Raw genomic sequence first — 17129 nt, 5'->3', positions numbered from 1 at the left:
GCCTTGCTCTGTCCGGTTGCCATGCTGTTCTCAAATCCTTCTCCTGCTGCGGCAGAGTGTCAGTTCCTGCTGATGCGACCAGCCCTCTAAACCTCAGTCGGGATCCCTGGGATCTCGCTGCTGTGAGTGCTGCGCAAGACGGGAAGTGTCATCATCTGCCCCAGCCGCGAAACGGTGAGCTCCGCCGCCGGAATGGGTTCCGAGACCTGTCCGCCGCTGAACACCATCACCCGGTCGCTGTACTGCAGGATCTCGTCCAAATCCGCCGAGGCAAAAAGAATAGCCGTACCCGCTTGGGTGCGTTCCAGCAATTGCCCCCAGACCCACAGCGCCGACTCGATGTCCAACCCTCGCGTTGGGTGCTCCATCAGCAAAAGACTCAGGGGTGTGGGCAAGAGAGCCAACTGACTGCGCTGTTGGTTGCCCCCCGAGAGTTGCTCCACCCGGCTGTAGGGGTGACCCCGAATGCTGAAGTGTTCGATGGCCGCTTGGGTCTGCTGACGGGCCAGAGCCCAGTTGATCCAGGGATCCTGCTGCTGGAGGGCAAAATGCTCCTGCAAGGTTAAGCCGGGGATCAGCCCTTCCCGCAGCCGATCCGCCGGAGAAAACCCCACCCCACAGCGCAGATAGTCGCCGTAAGGACGGCCTGTCATCTCCTGCCCCCCCAACAGAATCCGGCCACGCCTGGGCGGCAACAACCCTGCACAGGTGAGCAGGAAAGAGCGTTGCCCACTGCCTTCCAAACCGGCCAACCCAATCACTTCCCCCGGCTGCACCGCCAGATCTGGCAAAGCCAAGGCAAACGGCTCATGCCGCACCACCAGAGAGCGCAACTCCAACAGGGGATCCGCCCTCCTTTGCGGAGAATGGGGCCGAGCCGGGGGTGCCAACTCCCGCCCGAACATCCAATCGATCAACCGCTGTTCCAGCAGGGCAATGTCCTCACCTCTAACAGGCAGCTCCCCCACCACCTCCCCCTGCCGCATCACCGTCACCCGATCGCAAAGGCACTCCACATCGGCCAGCTTGTGGGAGACGAAGATCACCGATTTGCCCTGCCCCGCCAGCCTTCTCAGAGCCGCGAACAAAAGATCTTTTTGCGCTGCAGAAATGCCCGTCGTCGGCTCATCCAAAATCAAGGTGTTGATCCCCAGGGAAAGCAACCGCAGCATTTCCAGTTGTTGCCGTTCCCCCACCGTCAAACTGCCGATGGCTCGATCGGGGTTGAGATTAAAACCAAACTCTTCACAGGCTTTCTCAAGACGTTTCCGGCTTTCTCGCAGCCCCAAACCCAAGCGCCCCCGCTGCCCGGCAATAAAGTTTTCCAGCACCGTCAGAGAAGGAAAATCCAAGGGATCCTGGTGCAACATGCCAATGCCCAGACGAATGGCCGCTGCAGGGCTGTTGATGCGAACCGGTTGCCCATCGATCCAAATCTCCCCCTGATCGCAGCGCAGAAAGCCGCTCAGGATCTTAACTAAGGTACTTTTGCCGGCCCCGTTTTCCCCAAGCAGGCCGTGGATTGTGCCCGCCTCCACCCGCAAGGACACATCGCGGTTCGCCTGTACCGCCCCAAAACGCTTGTGGATGTGCAGCAGCTCGACCTTCATTCTGCTCATAGTAACCTGCCTCCCCAGAAAATCCCCAAGAATACAGTTGCTGAGGTTGCAAGTGCTGGTGCTACGATAGCGACAGCTCGCCGTTAGGCGTTGGCTGCGGACGAGTTCAGCATCGATCTGTGGTTCGCCCTGCCCCTCTTCTCCGCCCTTCCCCCCTGCCACCCATCTCGGATAGCAACCGCCTCAAAATCTTCTCAGGCAGCGCTAACCCGGCTCTGGCTCAAGAGGTGGCGCGTTACTTGGGCATGGATCTGGGCCCGATGTTGCGCAAGCGCTTTGCCGATGGCGAGCTGTACATCCAAATTCAGGAGTCGATTCGGGGTGCCGATGTCTACTTGGTGCAGCCCACTTGCCGCCCCGTCAACGACCACCTGATGGAACTGCTGGTCATTATTGACGCCTGTCGCCGCGCCTCTGCCCGGCAGATCACCGCTGTCTTGCCCTACTACGGCTACGCTCGCGCCGACCGCAAAACGGCAGGCCGAGAAGCGATCACCGCCAAGCTGGTGGCCAACATGATTACCCAGGCGGGAGCTCACCGCGTGCTGGCTATGGATCTGCACTCGGCCCAGATTCAAGGCTACTTCGACATTCCCCTCGACCATGTCTACGCCCAGCCGGTATTACAGGCTTACCTCAAGGAAAAGGGCTTGCTCGACGAAGACATTGTGGTCGTCTCTCCCGATGTGGGGGGTGTGGCCCGTGCCCGTGCCTTTGCCAAAAAACTCAAGGAAGCCCCTCTGGCAATCATTGACAAGCGCCGCCAAGCCCACAACGATGTGGAAGTCATGAATCTGATTGGGGATGTGCGGGGGAAAACTGCCATCCTTGTGGATGACATGATCGATACCGCAGGCACCATCTCGGAAGGGGCAAAATTGCTGCGCAAGCTGGGGGCCAAGGCGGTTTACGCCTGCGCCATTCACCCTGTTTTTTCTGAGCCGGCCATTCAACGCCTGCGGGGTGGCCTGTTTGAAGAGGTGATCGTCACCAACACCATCCCTATCCCTCCAGAGCAGCACTTTCCCGAGTTAACCGTTCTCTCGGTAGCCAATGTGCTGGGGGAAGCGATCTGGCGCATCCATGAAGATAGCTCCGTCAGCAGCATGTTTCACTAAAGTAAGTTTCAAAGTAAGTTTCTCCAGAGTATCGCTAGAGTAGAGTGGGTGCAGAATGGGTGCGCCTGCTGGGGATCCCTTGCTCTTTTTCCCTGTACAGACCAACCCAACAGGTGCTCCTGATCCACCGTGATGGACTGGGTTGAGCCAGCTCCTTGGCCAGGTTTTCCCATGTCACCTCCCATCTCTCGCTCGCCAAGATCCGTTGTGACCGGTTTTGCTCCCCCGCAGGCTGCTCCCAGGGAAGGGCCGTCCCTTCGAACTGAACCGGATACTGAGTCCGCTTCGGCGCTGTACCCGCTGTTGCAATTGTTGGGTCAACTGTTGAAAGTACCTTTGGTCTATCTAGAACTGGCCCAGCCGGGATCGGATCCCCACTCGTCTTCAAAAGGGATCCTCTACCGGGATCCGCAAGGGATCCCAGCCGGAGAACCTTTCAACCCCGATGTCGGCTCTGAGCAATGGCCTTTTCATGAGTCCTTTCTCTTGCAAACTGAGCAGGGGATCCGGTTGGCCGATCTGCACCTGCTTGACTGCCATCCTCGCCAACTGAGTTCCTTTGAACGGGAACAGATTGACCTCGTTGCCCTCAGCCTGAAGCACATTCTTCTCCAAGCCCAGGAGCATCGGCAAACCCTCGAGCAGCTCCAATCCCAACTGCAGGACAGCCGCAGCACTGCTGCCCGCTACCAGCAGATCTTCGAGAACGCCGTCGAAGGCATTTTTCAAACCACCCTAGAGGGCAAATATCTGGTTGCCAACCCGGCCTTGGCCCATATTTTCGGCTACGAATCCCCTGAGGATTTGATGCACAACGTCTCCGATATCGGCACCCAAATCTATAGCGATCCGGAGCAACGAGCCGAATTCATCCAGCGCATGCTGAGAGAAGGTCAAGTTGTGAATTTTGAACACCAAGTCTGCTGCAAAGATGGCAGGCTAATTTGGATTTCTTTAAATGCCCGTACCATCTACAACGACCAAGGGGATCCCCTCTATTTTGAAGGATTTGTTACTGACATCACAGCATCCCGTCAACTTAAAGAACGACAACAACAATTGGAAGAAGCCCGCCGAGAGAGCGAGCATCGTTTTCTGCAACTGGTAGAGAATACGCAACAACTGTTTTGGATTACAACGGTCTACAGCAAAGAGCTGATCTACGTCAGCCCAGCCTGTGAAGCCATTTGGGGCCGCTCCGCCGAAGAGGCCTACGCCAACCCCCAAGCCTGGATCCGCCAGATCCACCCCGACGACCGCTGGTTGTTCCCCACCATCCTCAAAGCCCAATCGGAGGGCAAATCCACCGATGTTGTCTTCCGCATTTATCACACTGATGGCCGCCTGATTTGGCTGCGAGAACGCACCTTTCCCATCGCCGACAAAGAGGGCAAAATCTATCGGGTGGCAGGGATCGTCGAAGACATCACTGAGTCCAAGCAACTGGAAGCCGAACGGCGTCGTATAGAGCAAGCTTGGCAACAAAGCGCCAACCATTTTCGGCAGATTTTTGAGCTGGCCCCCAATGGAATTGCCCTTGTGGACTTGCAGGGGCGATTTATCCAGGTCAACGATGCCTTTGCCCAGATTGTCGGCTACACCCCCGAAGAATTGAAGCATCGGCAGCAACTGGACATTCTCCACCCCGAAGATGTCAACCCACTGCTGGGGGCCAATGAGGCTTTGCTGGCAGGGAAGGTCTCTGTCAGCCAGCGCCAGATTCGCTACACCCACCGTTCCGGCCAGGTTGTTCATGTGCTGTTTCAGGCCACCCTGCTCACCGACGAGGAAGGACAGCCCACCCAGTTTCTCAACCAGGTGATCGACATCAGCGCCCGCGTGGAGGCAGAAATTGCCCTCAAAGAAAGTGAAGAACGCTTCCGCCAATCCTTTGAATGGGCCCCCATTGCCAAGGCCATGACCCACGTGGATGGCACCTATTTGCAAATCAACGCCGCTTTTACCGAAACCCTGGGCTACACCCTGGAGGATCTCAAAGGGAAAACCGTCCTCGACATCACCCATCCCGACGACATCGCCACCACTCTGGAAAACAGCAACCGCCTGCTGGCCGGCGAGGTGCATCAGTGGGAACAGGAGCAACGCTACATCCACAAGAACGGCCAAATTGTCTATGCCATTCTCCGCATCACTCTGGTGCGCACAGCCCAAGGGGATCCCAGCTACTTTCTAAGCCAGATTTTGGACATTACCGAGCGCAAGCAAGCCGAGGCAGCCCTTCGCCAAAGTGAGCTGAGTTTACGGGGCATCTTCCAGCAGTCAGCCCTGGGCATTTCCATCGTCGATCACCAGGGCCATTACCTAAAAGTGAACCCCGCTCTGGAAGAGATCTTGGGCTATAGCGCTGCCGAACTGACCCACATGAGCTTCTGCGACCTCACCCATCCCGAGGACATTCAGGAAGATTGGCGCCTTTTCCAGGAGGTTTTGAACGGCCAACGGGATCGCTACCACCTGGAAAAACGCTACATCCACCGCAGCGGAAAGGTGGTTTGGTGCCGCCTGGCAGTCTCTGCAGTCCGGGATCCCGAGGGCAAAAACCTCTTCATCATCGGCATTTGCGAAGACATTACCGAAGAAAAACGGGCAAAGCTGCAGATCCAAGCTGCCCTTCAGGAAAAAGAAGTCCTGCTGCGGGAGATTCACCACCGCGTCAAAAACAACCTGCAAATCATCTCCAGCCTGCTGCGGCTCCAAGCTGACCAAATCAAAAGCCGCAAGTACGCCCGCGTTTTTAAGGATGCCGGCAGCCGTATTCAAGCCATGTCTTTGATCCACGAAGGTTTGTACCAATCCAACAATCTGGCCGCTGTGGATCTCAAGCAGTACCTACACAATTTGATCTCCAACCTCTTTCACTCTTACGGGGTAAGCCCCGAGAGCATTCGCGCCAACATCCGCGCCGAAGGGATCCGCCTCAACCTGGACGATGCGGTCTTGTGTGGCCTGATCATCAACGAGTTGGTGACCAACAGCCTCAAGTATGCCTTCCCGAAGGGCCGCAGCGGGGAGATAGAGATTCATTTCAGCCAAACCCGCAAATATACTCAGTTGCGAGTCTCCGACAATGGCGTTGGCTTGCCCCCGAACTTTGACTTCAAGGAAACTCAATCTCTGGGTTTACAACTGGTTGCAACCCTCACCGATCAGCTACAGGGCAAGATACAATTGAGAAGCAAATCGGGTACTACTTTCATCATTACCTTTCCGAGGAGCGAGCCTTGAAGAGAGTTCCACCCCTTGTCAAAGGCAGTATCCTGGTCGTCGAAGACGAGAAGATCATCGCCAAGGACATTGCCAACGTTCTGAAAAAATTTGGCTACGCTGTGCCCGCCATTGCTTCTTCCGGGGAAGAAGCGATCCGAAGGCTGGAAGAGATGCCGGTGGACTTGGTCTTGATGGATATCGTCCTAAAAGGCGATATCGATGGCATAGAAGCCGCCAAGCGGATCACCGAGCGCTTCAACATTCCGGTGGTGCATCTGACGGCCTACGCCGACGAAGACACCCTCTCCCGCGTCAAAGAGACCCGACCCTTCGGCTACATCATCAAACCCTTCAAAGAGCGGGAACTCTACACCACCATTGAAATTGCCCTGCACAACCACCGCCAGAGCCTTGAGAACCGCAAGCTGGAAGAGAAAAGAATCGAGGAGCTGCGGCAAAAACTGCAGCAGTTGCAGCAGTTCACGGACGTGAAGGGCACTCTGTTCAAGAAATTCTTGCAGGATCTGAGCGAGCCCCTCTCGAACCTCAGCTTTGCCTTGGGGCTGCTCAAAGATGCCGAGTCGGAGCAGAAGCGGGAACACTACCTGCAGGTGCTGGAGGATGAATTTCGCCGTGAGCTGGAGCTGATCCACCAAACCTCTAACCTGGAAAATCTTTTAAACCTGGAAAATGTCGGCCTGTTGAGCCAGTTCAGCCTGCTGCGTCCCCAGGAGCCCAGCCCTAGTCACCGGTTGGAGGAGGAAGCACCCACCCCTGCAGCCACGGCCCCCCAAGAGTCGGCAGGCTCTGCCCCCACACCCAGCCCCACCGCCGTTACGGCGCCACGGGCACCGCTGCGCCCCCTCAACCAGACTCAGTTGGCGGAACGTTTGGGGGTGGTGGTTTCCGCCATTACCTATTGGAAATTCAAAACCGGGTTTCCGGAGTGGAGCCGCAGCCGGGATCCCGACGGCATTTCTTGGCGCTATTCCCCCGATTCCAAGCGCTTTTCGCCCGTGCCCTAGCTAGCGTTGCAGCACTTCCACCCGCACAGGTGCCAGCCCTGAGCGCACCATCCCCAACACCTCTGCCGCCCGCAGGGAAAGGTCGATGATCCGACCGGGAATAAAAGGGCCGCGATCGTTGATGCGCACGACAGCCTGGCGGCCATTTTTCAGGTTGGTCACCCGTACCTCGGTGCCAAAGGGCAGGGTGGGGTGGGCAGCCGTCATCTCATGGCGGGTTGGGTGCAGGTCATACCAAGAAGCAATGCCCTCTTGCACAGGCCCAACCACACGGACGGGGGTGGGTTCCTGCTGAGGGGCTGTTTTCGGCTTGGAACCTGCAACAGCGGCTTTGGCGGTCAGAGCAGCCGGTTGAGGCAGGGCCGGAGCTGCAATGGGCGGGGCATCGAGCAGCAGACGGCGCAGACGATTGGCGGCCAAAACAGCCACATCCACCGGGCGCTGGTTATCGATCAACAGCACTCCATCGTCGATGCGCAGCAATTCCTTGTTGTTGACCTGAATGGTGTAGAGAGGAACACCCAAGCCTTGTTCGGCCAATTCCAGATCTGCCCAACCTAAGGTGATGGTGGTGTCTTTCAGGGATCCCTGGGCCATTTGGTTGAGCTGGGCCACAAGGGTGCTGGCCCGCATCAGCGGTGGCTCCAGCCCAGGGTGCTCGACAAAACTGACAATGGGCAGATCCCGCACATAGACAGTAACCACCTGTTGCCCGTCCATCTGATAGTCGTAGAGGGTGGAGATGGGCTGGTTTGTGTGCTGCTGTTGTTCGCCGATCTTGAGAATGGGTTCTTCTGCTCGACGGGGCAGGATCGCCTGGCGAGATCGGTTCAAGGGATGATCCAAGTTCAGGGTACCCAGTTTGGCAGGGGCAAGACCCTCGTGGCCGGAGATAGGGGTTTGGGGGGTTCTCGGCAGCGTTCTGACTGGGGCTGCGGCAGCAGGGAGGGGTTGGGAAGGGGTGGCCGGGGAGGGCAATTGGGAGTCAGATGACAGCTTCGCTGCTCGGGTGTTGGGGGATCCGGTTCGCGTCGAGGCTTGTGCTCGCGAAGTCAAGCCGCCCAACATGCCTGCCGGCAAGCCCAAAGCCGTGACACAGAGACAGCTGACCAAGCCCATTTTGCGGGCGGGATCCAGTCCCTGTCCAAGCTGTTTCCAATTTCGCATGAGGCCGCGCTCCTCTCCAATCCTGTACAACTTCCAAGGCGACGGTTAAAACAGAAGTTAATGTACCATAGGTTTCTGAGTTGACCAGTTTGCACAGTCGGACACAGGAGCTCAAGTCTTGATAGCATAAGGGGTTTCGGCATTTTGGACTACCGCTCAGCAGGGGTTGACATCGATCTGGGCCAGGCCTTTGTCAGGGGGATCCGCGAGCGCGTTGAACGGATTCAAGTTCCGTCTTCAGGTTCTTCAGAAACCTTGGGTGGCATCGGCGGCTTTGCCGGCCTGTTTGAGCTGCCGACAGGGTATCAAGCGCCAGTGTTGGTGGCGGGCACCGATGGGGTGGGGACAAAGCTGGACATTGCCCAGCAGTGGGGTCAGCACCAGGGGGTGGGCGTCGATCTGGTGGCGATGTGTGCCAACGATGTGCTGACGGTGGGGGCCCGGCCGCTGTTTTTCTTGGACTATGTGGCCACCGGCAAGCTGGAGCCAGAAGCCCTGTGGCAGGTGATCGATGGCATCTTGGCGGGCTGCCAGGAAGCGGGCTGCCAACTGCTGGGCGGGGAAACGGCGGAGATGCCGGGGTTTTATCCCCCTGGGAAGTACGACCTGGCCGGGTTTTGTGTCGGAATTGTGGAAAAAACGGCCATTCTGGATGGGTCGCGGGTACAGCTTGGGGATCGGTTGTTGGCTTTGCCCAGCAGCGGCCTACACAGCAACGGCTACAGCTTGGTGCGGCGGATTGTGGCCGACCGGGGTTGGCGCTGGGATCACCAGCCTCCCGGCTGGGATCGGCCTTTGGCGGAAGTATTCCTCACCCCCACCCGCATCTACGTGCAGGCGGTGCAGCGGCTGCAGGCAGCAGGGATCGCCATCCACGGCATGGCCCACATCACCGGCGGCGGGATCCCGGAAAACTTGCCCCGCTGTTTGGCCCCCAACCAGGCGGCGCGGCTGCAGCCCCATAGCTGGCCCATCCCACGGGAATTTCTCTGGCTCCAAGAGCAGGGCCAGGTGGAGACCTTGGAGATGTTCCGCACCTTCAACCTGGGGGTGGGCTATGTGCTGGTGATCCCCCCTGAGGCGGAAAATCAGGTGAGATCCCTGCTCCCCGAAGCCTTCCCCATTGGGGAGGTGGTGGCGGCCTGTCCAGGGGAAAGCCGCGTTCTGGGGCTGGAACAGTGGGGATCCCTCACAAGCCCTGCCGACTAGCCAACCGATGGATCCCCACCAAAAGGGGGAAAGGGATCCCAGTTCCCTCGACTCATCCTCGCCGTCGCTATGCTAAGTTGGCATGTGGCCTCAGCGCTGTTGCCCGCCTTCTTGCCCGAGCCTGCTTCCCGACATTTGTCCTCTTTGGGAATAGGGGTAACTCGGCCTTGGACCGTTTGCTAATCGCTGCTGACCCTCTAGGTTAGGAGTTGCTGATGACAGGTTTACCCACTGCTCGTGCAACCGCGGGTGCCATCGAAGTTGAGCATCTGAGCAAAACCTACGGCAGCTTCACTGCCATCCGCGATGTTTCCTTCCAAGTGAACGCCGGCGAGATCATGGGTTTTTTGGGGCCGAACGGAGCCGGCAAGACCACTTCCATGCGCATTTTGGCGGGGTATCTGCCTGCCAGCGAGGGGACGGCGCGGGTGGCCGGGTTTGATGTTCACGAAAACTCGATGGCGGTGCGGCAGCGCATTGGCTATCTGCCGGAAAACCCACCCCTCTACCCCGACATGACGGTGGAGGCGTACCTGCACTTTGTGGCCCAGATCAAGCGGGTCAGCGCTGGCGATCGGCCCAGGCGGGTGGACGAGGCGATCCGGCGCTGCAGCCTGGAAGAAAAGCGCCACACCCTCATCCGCAAGCTCTCCAAGGGGTTTAAGCAGCGGGTGGGCATCGCCCAAGCTCTGGTTCACGACCCGCCGGTGATCATCCTGGATGAGCCCACCATTGGGCTGGATCCCAAGCAGATTATCGAGGTGCGCAAGCTCATCAAGAGCCTGGCGGGGGAGCACACCATCATCCTCTCCACCCACATCCTGCCCGAGGTGAGCATGACCTGCGACCGAGTGGTGATCATCAACCGCGGCCAGGTGGCGGCCATTGGCACGCCTGCCGAGCTGACAGCCCAGCTCCAGGATCGGCAGCAGGCAAAGCTGGTGGTGGGGGCAACCGAGGCAATGGCCATCCGGACGGCCCTGCAGCCTTTGCCCCAAGTGGAGGTGGTGAGCCTACAGCCCTTGGCGGCGGATCCCTCCCGCTGGCAGGTGCAGCTCAAGAGCAACGCTGCCGCGGACGGCTGGATCCCGGAGGTGGCCAGGGTGCTGGTGCAGGCGGGGATCGACCTCTACGAGATAGGCCGCCCGCAGGCTTCTTTGGAAGAGATTTTCCTGCAGCTCACTACGCAAGAGGGATCTGAGGGCGCATTGGAGCATGCCTCTAACCCCCAAAACCCTGAACTTTGCTGAATTTACTGAGCTTTAGGCGGTTTGGCAAAAGTCATTGAGAGGGATATAGTAGACCAAGTTTCCCCCTGATCCTTGAGTCCACCGCAACGGTTGCCGGGAAGTGAAGGGGGAAAGCGCTCGGGGGGTATTCCTCAGGGCTTTGCGGGATACCGCCTTCCTGCTCAGAGATAGGCAGGATGCGATCGCTTCTTTCCTGAACCATGTTCAGGAGAGTTCAGCGTGAATGTATCAGGAAGCGGCATGAACGGAGTGGTTGCCATTTTTCGCAAAGAGCTGCGCGGCTACTTCACCTCCCCCATTGCCTATGTGGTGGCCGCGGTGTTTTGGGGACTGGCGGGGTTTTTCTTCTTTAATATTCTGGTGCGGGTGATCAGCTTTTCTCAGCAGGTGGATCTTTTCGCCCAGTTCGGCCAGGAGAACAATTTCGACGCCGCCACCATCCTGTCGCAGCAGTTTCTCAACCTCTTGGGCACCCTCTCCTTATTTCTATTGCCCATCTTCACCATGAGTTCCTATGCCGAGGAGCGGCGGCGAGGCACGATGGAGCTGCTGGCTACTTCTCCCATCACCAACTTGGAGGTGGCCCTGGGCAAATGGTTGGCGGTCTGGGTGTTTTTCATCACGCTGCTGCTGCCGCCGCTGGTCTACCATGTGCTGGTGCTGAGCAGCGCCAACCCGGCAGTGGACTACCGCCTGACCTTGATGGGCTATGTGGGCCTAACCCTGCTGGCGGGCAGTGTCATGGCCTTGGGGTTGTTTATCTCTTCTCTGACAGACAGCACCCTCATCGCAGCAGTGGCCACCTTTGGCCTGATCCTGCTGCTCTGGGTGATCGACGCGGCAGCCGGCCAGGAGGAAAACTGGATTGCTGCAACGCTGCGGCACGTATCTTTGCTGCAGCAATACAGCAACTGGGTGCAAGGGATCCTCAGCAGCAGCAGCCTCATTCTTTTCTTGAGCATCATCGTCCTGGGGCTGTTTGCCACGGTGCAATCGGTGGAAAGCCTGCGCTGGCAACAGAGCTGAGGTCAGATGGGAGGAGTGTGGTGTTTGCGGCAGCGGTGCGGAGCATTATGAAGGACTGGCGCGCGTTATTGGACTGGACAGGGATCCTGGGCATTGGCGTCATCGCCATCGGCCTGGTGGTGGGATCCGCCTTTACCGGTTGGACGGCTGTGCCCCTGAGCATGCTGGCAACGGGCCTGGCCCTGCTGGTGGTTTGGGGCATCACCCACCGGCAGGAGGTGGGGGTCTTCCTCGGTTTGCGTTCCACCCAGACCAACGCCAACATCCTGGTGGCGGTGGCGGCGATGGCCGTCATTCTAGTGCTGGTGAATGTGGTGGCGGTGCGCTACGACCTGCGGCTGGATCTCACCGAGGAGGGTCTGTTTACCCTCTCGCCCCAAACCCGGCAATTGGTGCAGGGATTGGTGCAACCGGTCAAAGTTTGGGTGGTCACCACTGCGCCGGATCCCAATCTGCGGGAACAACTGGAGCGCTATCGCCGCCTCAACCCCAACCGCTTCCAGTTTGAGTTTGTGGATCCCAACCGGGATCCCTTGACCATTCAACGGCTGCAGGTGACGCAAAACAACACCCTGGTGGTGGAGGCCGGAGAAAGCCGACAACAACTGCCCCAGCCCCCTGCTCCTGACCTGGAGAGCAGACTGACCCCTGTCTTGTCCAAAGTGGTCAACCGAGGGGAGTTAGTGGCCTATTTCGTGCAAGGGCATGGGGAAGTGGGGCTGCAAGCGAGGGAAGGCGCCCCAACTCTGGCTCAGGCGGCGGCAGCCCTGGGCCAGGAAGGCTATCGGGTAGAGCCCCTCAACTTGGTGCAAGCGGAGATCCCAGAGGATGCGAATGTCCTGGTGCTGGCGGGGCCACAGCGGGCTTTGTTCCCCGGCGAGGTGGAGAAACTGCAGGATTACCTGGCCGGGGGAGGACGGCTGCTGTTGTTGATTGGGCCACGGGTGGATGCCGGCCTGGATCCCTTGCTGGAAGAGTGGGGCGTGGTCTTGGGGGATGACATCATCCTGGAGGCGAGCAGCATCAGCCAGCTTCTGGGGACAGGGCCAGCCGTAGCTTTGGTTACTGACTACGGGGATCACCCCATTACCGCCCCCTTGGCCGCCCAGCGGCTGATGACCCTCTTTCCCTTAGCTCGTTCGGTAGAAACCCAAGCTCGGGAAGGGATCCAAGCCACGCCCTTGCTGCGCACCGGCCCGCAAAGTTGGGGGGAGACCAGTCCTGAGCTGGAACGTGGCCCCTTGCAATTCGATCCGGATCAGGACAAGCCCGGCCCCCTCACCTTGGGTGTTGCTTTAACCCGCCGTTTGGACGCCGACCAGGCCGACACAGGATCCCCGCAGGAGGCCCGCCTGGTGGTGATCGGCAATGTCAACTTTGCCCTCAACGGCAACTTGCGGCAGCAGGGCAACCGGGATCTCTTCTTGAACACCCTCAACTGGCTGACTGAGCAAACGGAGCAGATCTCCATCCGCCCCAAATCCATCACGGATCGCCGTCTCACCCTGACCGGTCAAAACTTCCGCTGGCTGGTGCTGGGATCGACGGTCCTTTTGCCCTTGGCGGCCCTGGGTTCCGGAGCTGCCCTGTGGTGGCAAAGACGGTAGAGCTGGAGGAAAGCAGGCATGTTCAAGCGAACCACCTGGATTCTCCTGGGTTTGGCGGTGGCCTGTTTGCTGGGCTACTTCCTCTTGGACAACATCCGGCAACTGCGTCAGGAGCAACAGGCGGAGCGAGCGCGGCTGTTCCACTTTGCCACCGACACCATCGCCCGCATTGAAATCCGCCAACAGAAAGAGGGGGAACCCGTTCGCGGCAGCGGTGCGGAGTACTTGGAAATCCTTTTGGAGCGCAATCCAGAAGAAGAGGGATCCCGCTGGCGGATTGTCAGTCCCATTCAGTCAGCGGCGCTGGACTTCCCCATTGAGCAGTTGCTCAACACCTTCTCCCGCCTCACCCCCCAAATCACCCTAGAGGGGGCCACCGACCTAGCCGCTTTTGGCCTGGATCAGCCGCGACACCAAATTGCCCTTTTCCCCAAGGAAGGGGATCCCTACCGCCTAGCCATCGGCAACGACAACTTCGATGGCTCCGGCTTCTACGCCCAGCCCGAAGGGGGACAGGTGGTGCTTCTAAGCAGTGCCCAGAAGGGATCCCTGTTGCCCTCCCTACTGGCTTTGCGGGACAAAACCTTGCTTCGGTTTGACACTGCCGAGGTGAAGGCCCTGCAAGTGCAGTTGGCAGAGGCGGAGCCGGAAGTTGTTCGCCTGCAGCTGCAAGACGTTCGCGCCAGCGGTGCGGAGCACTTTACTTGGCAGATTGTCCAGCCCCGCGAGCTGCCTGCCGATGACCTCAACGTCGATCGTCTGCTCAATACTTTGTCTCGCCTGCAGGCCGTGGAGTTCCCCGCCGAGACCAAAGACGAGCTCGCCCCCTATGGCTTGGAGCAGCCTTCCGCCCGCCTAACGGTGGAGCTGGAGGGCGGCAAAACCCTGAACGTCGCTTTGGGATCGGAGAAAGATGGCCAGGTGTACGTCATCACCTCTGAGCACCCGGCAGTAGCCACCCTGCTCACCTCCACCGCCGATATTCTCCGCTCCGACTTGGAAGAGCTGCGGGATCACCGCATTGCCCGCCTCAACGCCAACCAAGTGGGCCAAGTCACCTTAGAATCCCAAGGGGAAAAGGTCACCCTCACCCCTCGGCCTTCAGAGAAGGGATCCCTGGAGCTGCGCTGGGAAAACCCGGAGCGACCGGGCCAGCCTGTGGATCTCAGCTCTCTGTTCTCCAGCCTGAATGCTGCCCGCGCCAAGGAGTTTGTGGAACAGGCCGACGCGGAAGCCCAAAGGGTGTTGTCTGAGCCCGACCTACGGCTGACCTTTGAGCCTAAGCCTGACGCCGAGCAGGATCCCTTAACCCTGACCTTGGCCTCCTCTGGCTTGCGGGCCTACGTGCAAAGCAGCCGCCAGCCGGACATTGCCGTGATCGAGCTGAGCACCTTCAACAGCCTGGAAACCGAAGTGAATCGCCTCTTGGAAGGCCAGCCGGAGAGCAAGGACTCTGCCCCACTCACGCGACCAGATCCCACTCCCTCGCCCTAGAGTCCCTAGAGCCTTAGCCAGCAGAGGTAGCTGTCTTCTCCTCCGCGGTTTGGGTTGCTTTTTTCAGGGCTTCCCCTTGTATCGTCAACACCGAGCAGGGGGCGCGGTGCAGCACGTAGTTGCTGACGCTGCCCAGAAACAGCTCGCTCAGGCCGGAGTGGCCGCGGCGGCCCACCACCACCAAGTCCGCATCCCAAGAGCGGGCCAGATCGCAGATGACCCGACCGGGGTTGCCGTAGTTGAGGCTGTACTCAGCGCGGATCCCGTGCTCAGCCGCTTTCTCCACCAGCGAGCGCAGGTAGTCCATCTGGTTTTGCTCGAAGATGGCACATTGCTCCCGGTAGGACTGCCACAGCTCGGCGCTGATGGTGGAGCTGTAATCTACCCCCAGGATCATCGGCGGCTCTGGGGCGCCCGGCTCTTCCTGAGACAGAACATGGAGAATCATCATCTGCGCCTGCATGGCCTTGGCCACTTGGACGGCCTTTTGAAATACTCCCTGGCTCAGCTCCGACCGATCCACTGCCACCAAAATCCTGCTGAACATATTGGCTTCCTCCAGATGGCTAACAGCGGGGCACAAGGCAGAAGCAGCGTGACTTCGGGGTTGACCTCTGACCCCTTTTCCCTCGACTCCAAGCTCCCCTCTGCTCTGCCCCACCTATCTGTGTTGTAGAAGATTTGGGCGAGAAAACCCCAGATATCTTGAACGAACTAGGCAGATTGGCAACGAAAGTTCAGAGATCTTGACACCGGTCAGAAGGCATCGCCTTGGGCTGCCCACTCCAACACCGCCTGCAGCGCCTCGGCCTGCTCTTGCCAGACTTGATCGAGGGGAGTGCCCCGCAGGATTTCCAGCGTTAGGGTTGGGATCCGCCGTTCCTGCCCTGCCCAAGTGCCCAGAGAACCAGGGGTAGGGTAGCCAATGTCGGCGGTAATGGGCAAGCCGTTGCGAGCAGCCATCACCTGGGCCAGCTCAAGGGCAGGGCCGTTGTAGTTCACGCAGGGGTGTGCCTGACAGGAGTGGGCAGAAAGGATAAATTGGGGCCGCATCTGGGCCAAGCCCCCCAACAACACTTGCGTTTCGGGCTCGGAGCCTGGGGCCGATCCGGGCGGATAACGAGCTTCCAGAGAGGCCGGGATCCAATCTTGGGTGGGCAGATTGCGGTTGAGATCCACACCGTTGGCATTGAGACGTTGCCCCAGGGCACAGCCATCCGGGTTCAAGCGAGGGATTGCCCATAGGGTCGCTTTCCCGGCCAGGGATCCCCATCTCCCCGAGGCCACATAGCGCTCGATCAGAGTGTATCCTTCCACCTCGTCCCCGTGTACTCCGCCGATCAGCAGCAAGGAGCGGATCCCTTGGGTGAGCTGCCAAAGGTGAATGGGACGCCCCTGCACCGAGTAGCCGATGACCCGCAGGGATCTCAAAGGTTCACCCGCAGCAAGTTCCTGAGACATGGGGGATCCCGGCAAGTCTCGCAACCGTTAGAACGGGAGATCGTCCGGCTCCGGTGGGGAAACCACATCCCCCTCAGAGGATTCCACAATCGCCGGTTCACCCATCCCCGTCAGAGAGAGGACGCGAGCGGATCCCAGTTGATGGACACGGCGCGCGGTGATCTCGGCCAGCTTTTCCTTGCGCCCATCTCGCTCCACCACATTCATGTGCAGTTGGCCTTCCACTGTGATTTGGTCGCCCACATGGCAGGTGTCCACCACCCTTTTGGCCAGTTCTCCAAAAGAGGAAACGCGCACCCGGTAGGGCGGCTCATCCGGGCGCAAGCTGGGAAAGCCAATCACCAAGGACGCAACAGCTAAGTTATCAAGGGTGTAGCGCAGCTCTGGCTCAGACAGAACCTCGCCCATCAACACAATCGAGTTCATAACGGAGCCATCCAGGGATAAGGGGCAGCTCAGCGCACTTCCATCATGCCCGCAGGCCAGGATGCCGTCAAACCTAGCCGACGCGGAGAGTCATGTGGCGCAGCACACTCTCGTTGATGCGCAGGTTTTTCTCCCAGGCAGCCACCGCATTGGGTTCGGCTTCGTAGTTGAACTGGATGTACAGACCTTCCTTAAACTTTTTCATCTCAAACCCGGCAAAGCGGCGCTTGCCCCTATTGGTAATCTCCACGTGGGTTACTCCGTTCTCTCGCAGGATTGCCTCCTGACTGCTGAGCAGTTGTTCGAGGGGTTCATCTGACAGATCAGGACGCACAATCAGCATCGTTTCGTAAGCGCGGGGCATGGAAGCGAGTTCTCCTTAGAATCCAGTGGTAGAGACGCAGTGGACTATACTAGCTTTTCTTTCCTGCAACCGAAAAGGCTGCCGCCCAATTCCCATACCCTGGCCGCAGCAGCCAATGCAGGTGAGGCTGCTCAC

14 protein-coding genes are annotated in these 17129 nt (G+C 59.1%); 8 read left to right on the top strand and 6 right to left on the bottom strand.

The genetic code is table 11. From position 1 onward, the window contains the following. Nucleotides 1-86 precede the first annotated feature (86 nt). Nucleotides 87-1619 carry an ABC transporter ATP-binding protein gene (locus ACVWYY_RS04520; RefSeq protein ID WP_457439688.1) on the bottom strand — a complete coding sequence of 511 codons (1533 nt, stop codon included), beginning with the start codon at nt 1617-1619 and terminating at the stop codon, nt 87-89. Between the two features lie 119 nt (nt 1620-1738). On the opposite strand from ACVWYY_RS04520, the gene ACVWYY_RS04515 reads away from it, so the two are divergent. The 3 genes from ACVWYY_RS04515 (at nt 1739) to ACVWYY_RS04505 (ending at nt 6990) form a co-directional block, all read left to right on the top strand. Then, entirely contained in the window at nt 1739-2737 is a 999-nt protein-coding gene (locus ACVWYY_RS04515; protein ID WP_011433256.1) for a ribose-phosphate pyrophosphokinase, read from the top strand. A gap of 171 nt (nt 2738-2908) precedes the next feature. After that, the gene (locus ACVWYY_RS04510; protein WP_457439686.1) at nt 2909-5983 is read left to right on the top strand and encodes a PAS domain S-box protein; all 3075 of its coding nucleotides are present in this window, start codon (nt 2909-2911) and stop codon (nt 5981-5983) included. Continuing rightward, nucleotides 5980-6990: a response regulator gene (locus ACVWYY_RS04505; RefSeq protein WP_457439684.1), complete on the top strand. Its 1011-nt coding sequence runs from the start codon at nt 5980-5982 to the stop codon at nt 6988-6990. The genes ACVWYY_RS04510 and ACVWYY_RS04505 overlap by 4 nt, the downstream gene beginning before the upstream one ends. Here ACVWYY_RS04505 and ACVWYY_RS04500 read toward each other — a convergent pair whose 3' ends face one another. Continuing rightward, a complete protein-coding gene (locus tag ACVWYY_RS04500) occupies nt 6991-8157 on the bottom strand; it encodes a septal ring lytic transglycosylase RlpA family protein (RefSeq protein WP_457439682.1) in 1167 nt (388 codons plus the stop codon). It lies immediately after the preceding gene. Nucleotides 8158-8301: 144 nt separating this feature from the next. Here ACVWYY_RS04500 and purM point away from each other — a divergent pair, with 144 nt between their 5' ends. The 5 genes from purM (at nt 8302) to ACVWYY_RS04475 (ending at nt 14743) form a co-directional block, all read left to right on the top strand. Further along, a complete protein-coding gene (gene purM / locus ACVWYY_RS04495) occupies nt 8302-9366 on the top strand; it encodes a phosphoribosylformylglycinamidine cyclo-ligase (RefSeq protein WP_457439680.1) in 1065 nt (354 codons plus the stop codon). A 215-nt stretch (nt 9367-9581) separates the two neighbouring features. Then, nucleotides 9582-10616, top strand: coding sequence for an ABC transporter ATP-binding protein (locus ACVWYY_RS04490; protein ID WP_457402528.1), 1035 nt, complete (start codon nt 9582-9584; stop codon nt 10614-10616). A 240-nt stretch (nt 10617-10856) separates the two neighbouring features. After that, a complete protein-coding gene (locus tag ACVWYY_RS04485; protein ID WP_011433262.1) occupies nt 10857-11642 on the top strand; it encodes an ABC transporter permease in 786 nt (261 codons plus the stop codon). A 47-nt stretch (nt 11643-11689) separates the two neighbouring features. Then, nucleotides 11690-13249, top strand: coding sequence for a GldG family protein (locus ACVWYY_RS04480; RefSeq protein WP_457402526.1), 1560 nt, complete (start codon nt 11690-11692; stop codon nt 13247-13249). Between the two features lie 18 nt (nt 13250-13267). After that, nucleotides 13268-14743 carry a DUF4340 domain-containing protein gene (locus tag ACVWYY_RS04475; RefSeq protein WP_457402524.1) on the top strand — a complete coding sequence of 492 codons (1476 nt, stop codon included), beginning with the start codon at nt 13268-13270 and terminating at the stop codon, nt 14741-14743. Between the two features lie 13 nt (nt 14744-14756). Here the strand turns inward: ACVWYY_RS04475 and ACVWYY_RS04470 are convergent, their stop codons facing one another. The 4 genes from ACVWYY_RS04470 to rpsF form a co-directional block, all read right to left on the bottom strand. Beyond that, entirely contained in the window at nt 14757-15290 is a 534-nt protein-coding gene (locus tag ACVWYY_RS04470; protein ID WP_457402522.1) for a universal stress protein, read from the bottom strand. 209 nt (nt 15291-15499) lie between these two features. Then, a complete protein-coding gene (locus ACVWYY_RS04465) occupies nt 15500-16204 on the bottom strand; it encodes a M14 family zinc carboxypeptidase (protein ID WP_457402521.1) in 705 nt (234 codons plus the stop codon). Between the two features lie 27 nt (nt 16205-16231). Continuing rightward, nucleotides 16232-16630: a single-stranded DNA-binding protein gene (locus ACVWYY_RS04460; protein WP_414399054.1), complete on the bottom strand. Its 399-nt coding sequence runs from the start codon at nt 16628-16630 to the stop codon at nt 16232-16234. Nucleotides 16631-16703: 73 nt separating this feature from the next. Further along, nucleotides 16704-16994 carry a 30S ribosomal protein S6 gene (rpsF, locus tag ACVWYY_RS04455; RefSeq protein WP_011433268.1) on the bottom strand — a complete coding sequence of 97 codons (291 nt, stop codon included), beginning with the start codon at nt 16992-16994 and terminating at the stop codon, nt 16704-16706. Between the last annotated feature and the right edge of the window lie 135 nt (nt 16995-17129).

The organism is Thermostichus sp. MS-CIW-34 (genome assembly GCF_054060435.1).
Note: the sequence above shows the minus strand (reverse complement) of the source record. Positions and strands in the feature narration are given on the sequence as shown.

Bases quoted from the DNA above. Each gene is read 5' to 3' on its own strand.
- ACVWYY_RS04520 (WP_457439688.1), bottom strand. From the start codon at position 1,619: ATGAGCAGAATGAAGGTCGAGCTGCTGCACATCCACAAGCGTTTTGGG.
- ACVWYY_RS04510 (WP_457439686.1), top strand. From the start codon at position 2,909: ATGTCACCTCCCATCTCTCGCTCGCCAAGATCCGTTGTGACCGGTTTT.
- ACVWYY_RS04500 (WP_457439682.1), bottom strand. From the start codon at position 8,157: ATGCGAAATTGGAAACAGCTTGGACAGGGACTGGATCCCGCCCGCAAA.
- ACVWYY_RS04490 (WP_457402528.1), top strand. From the start codon at position 9,582: ATGACAGGTTTACCCACTGCTCGTGCAACCGCGGGTGCCATCGAAGTT.
- ACVWYY_RS04485 (WP_011433262.1), top strand. From the start codon at position 10,857: ATGAACGGAGTGGTTGCCATTTTTCGCAAAGAGCTGCGCGGCTACTTC.
- ACVWYY_RS04480 (WP_457402526.1), top strand. From the start codon at position 11,690: ATGAAGGACTGGCGCGCGTTATTGGACTGGACAGGGATCCTGGGCATT.
- ACVWYY_RS04475 (WP_457402524.1), top strand. From the start codon at position 13,268: ATGTTCAAGCGAACCACCTGGATTCTCCTGGGTTTGGCGGTGGCCTGT.
- ACVWYY_RS04470 (WP_457402522.1), bottom strand. From the start codon at position 15,290: ATGTTCAGCAGGATTTTGGTGGCAGTGGATCGGTCGGAGCTGAGCCAG.
- ACVWYY_RS04465 (WP_457402521.1), bottom strand. From the start codon at position 16,204: ATGTCTCAGGAACTTGCTGCGGGTGAACCTTTGAGATCCCTGCGGGTC.
- ACVWYY_RS04460 (WP_414399054.1), bottom strand. From the start codon at position 16,630: ATGAACTCGATTGTGTTGATGGGCGAGGTTCTGTCTGAGCCAGAGCTG.
- rpsF (WP_011433268.1), bottom strand. From the start codon at position 16,994: ATGCCCCGCGCTTACGAAACGATGCTGATTGTGCGTCCTGATCTGTCA.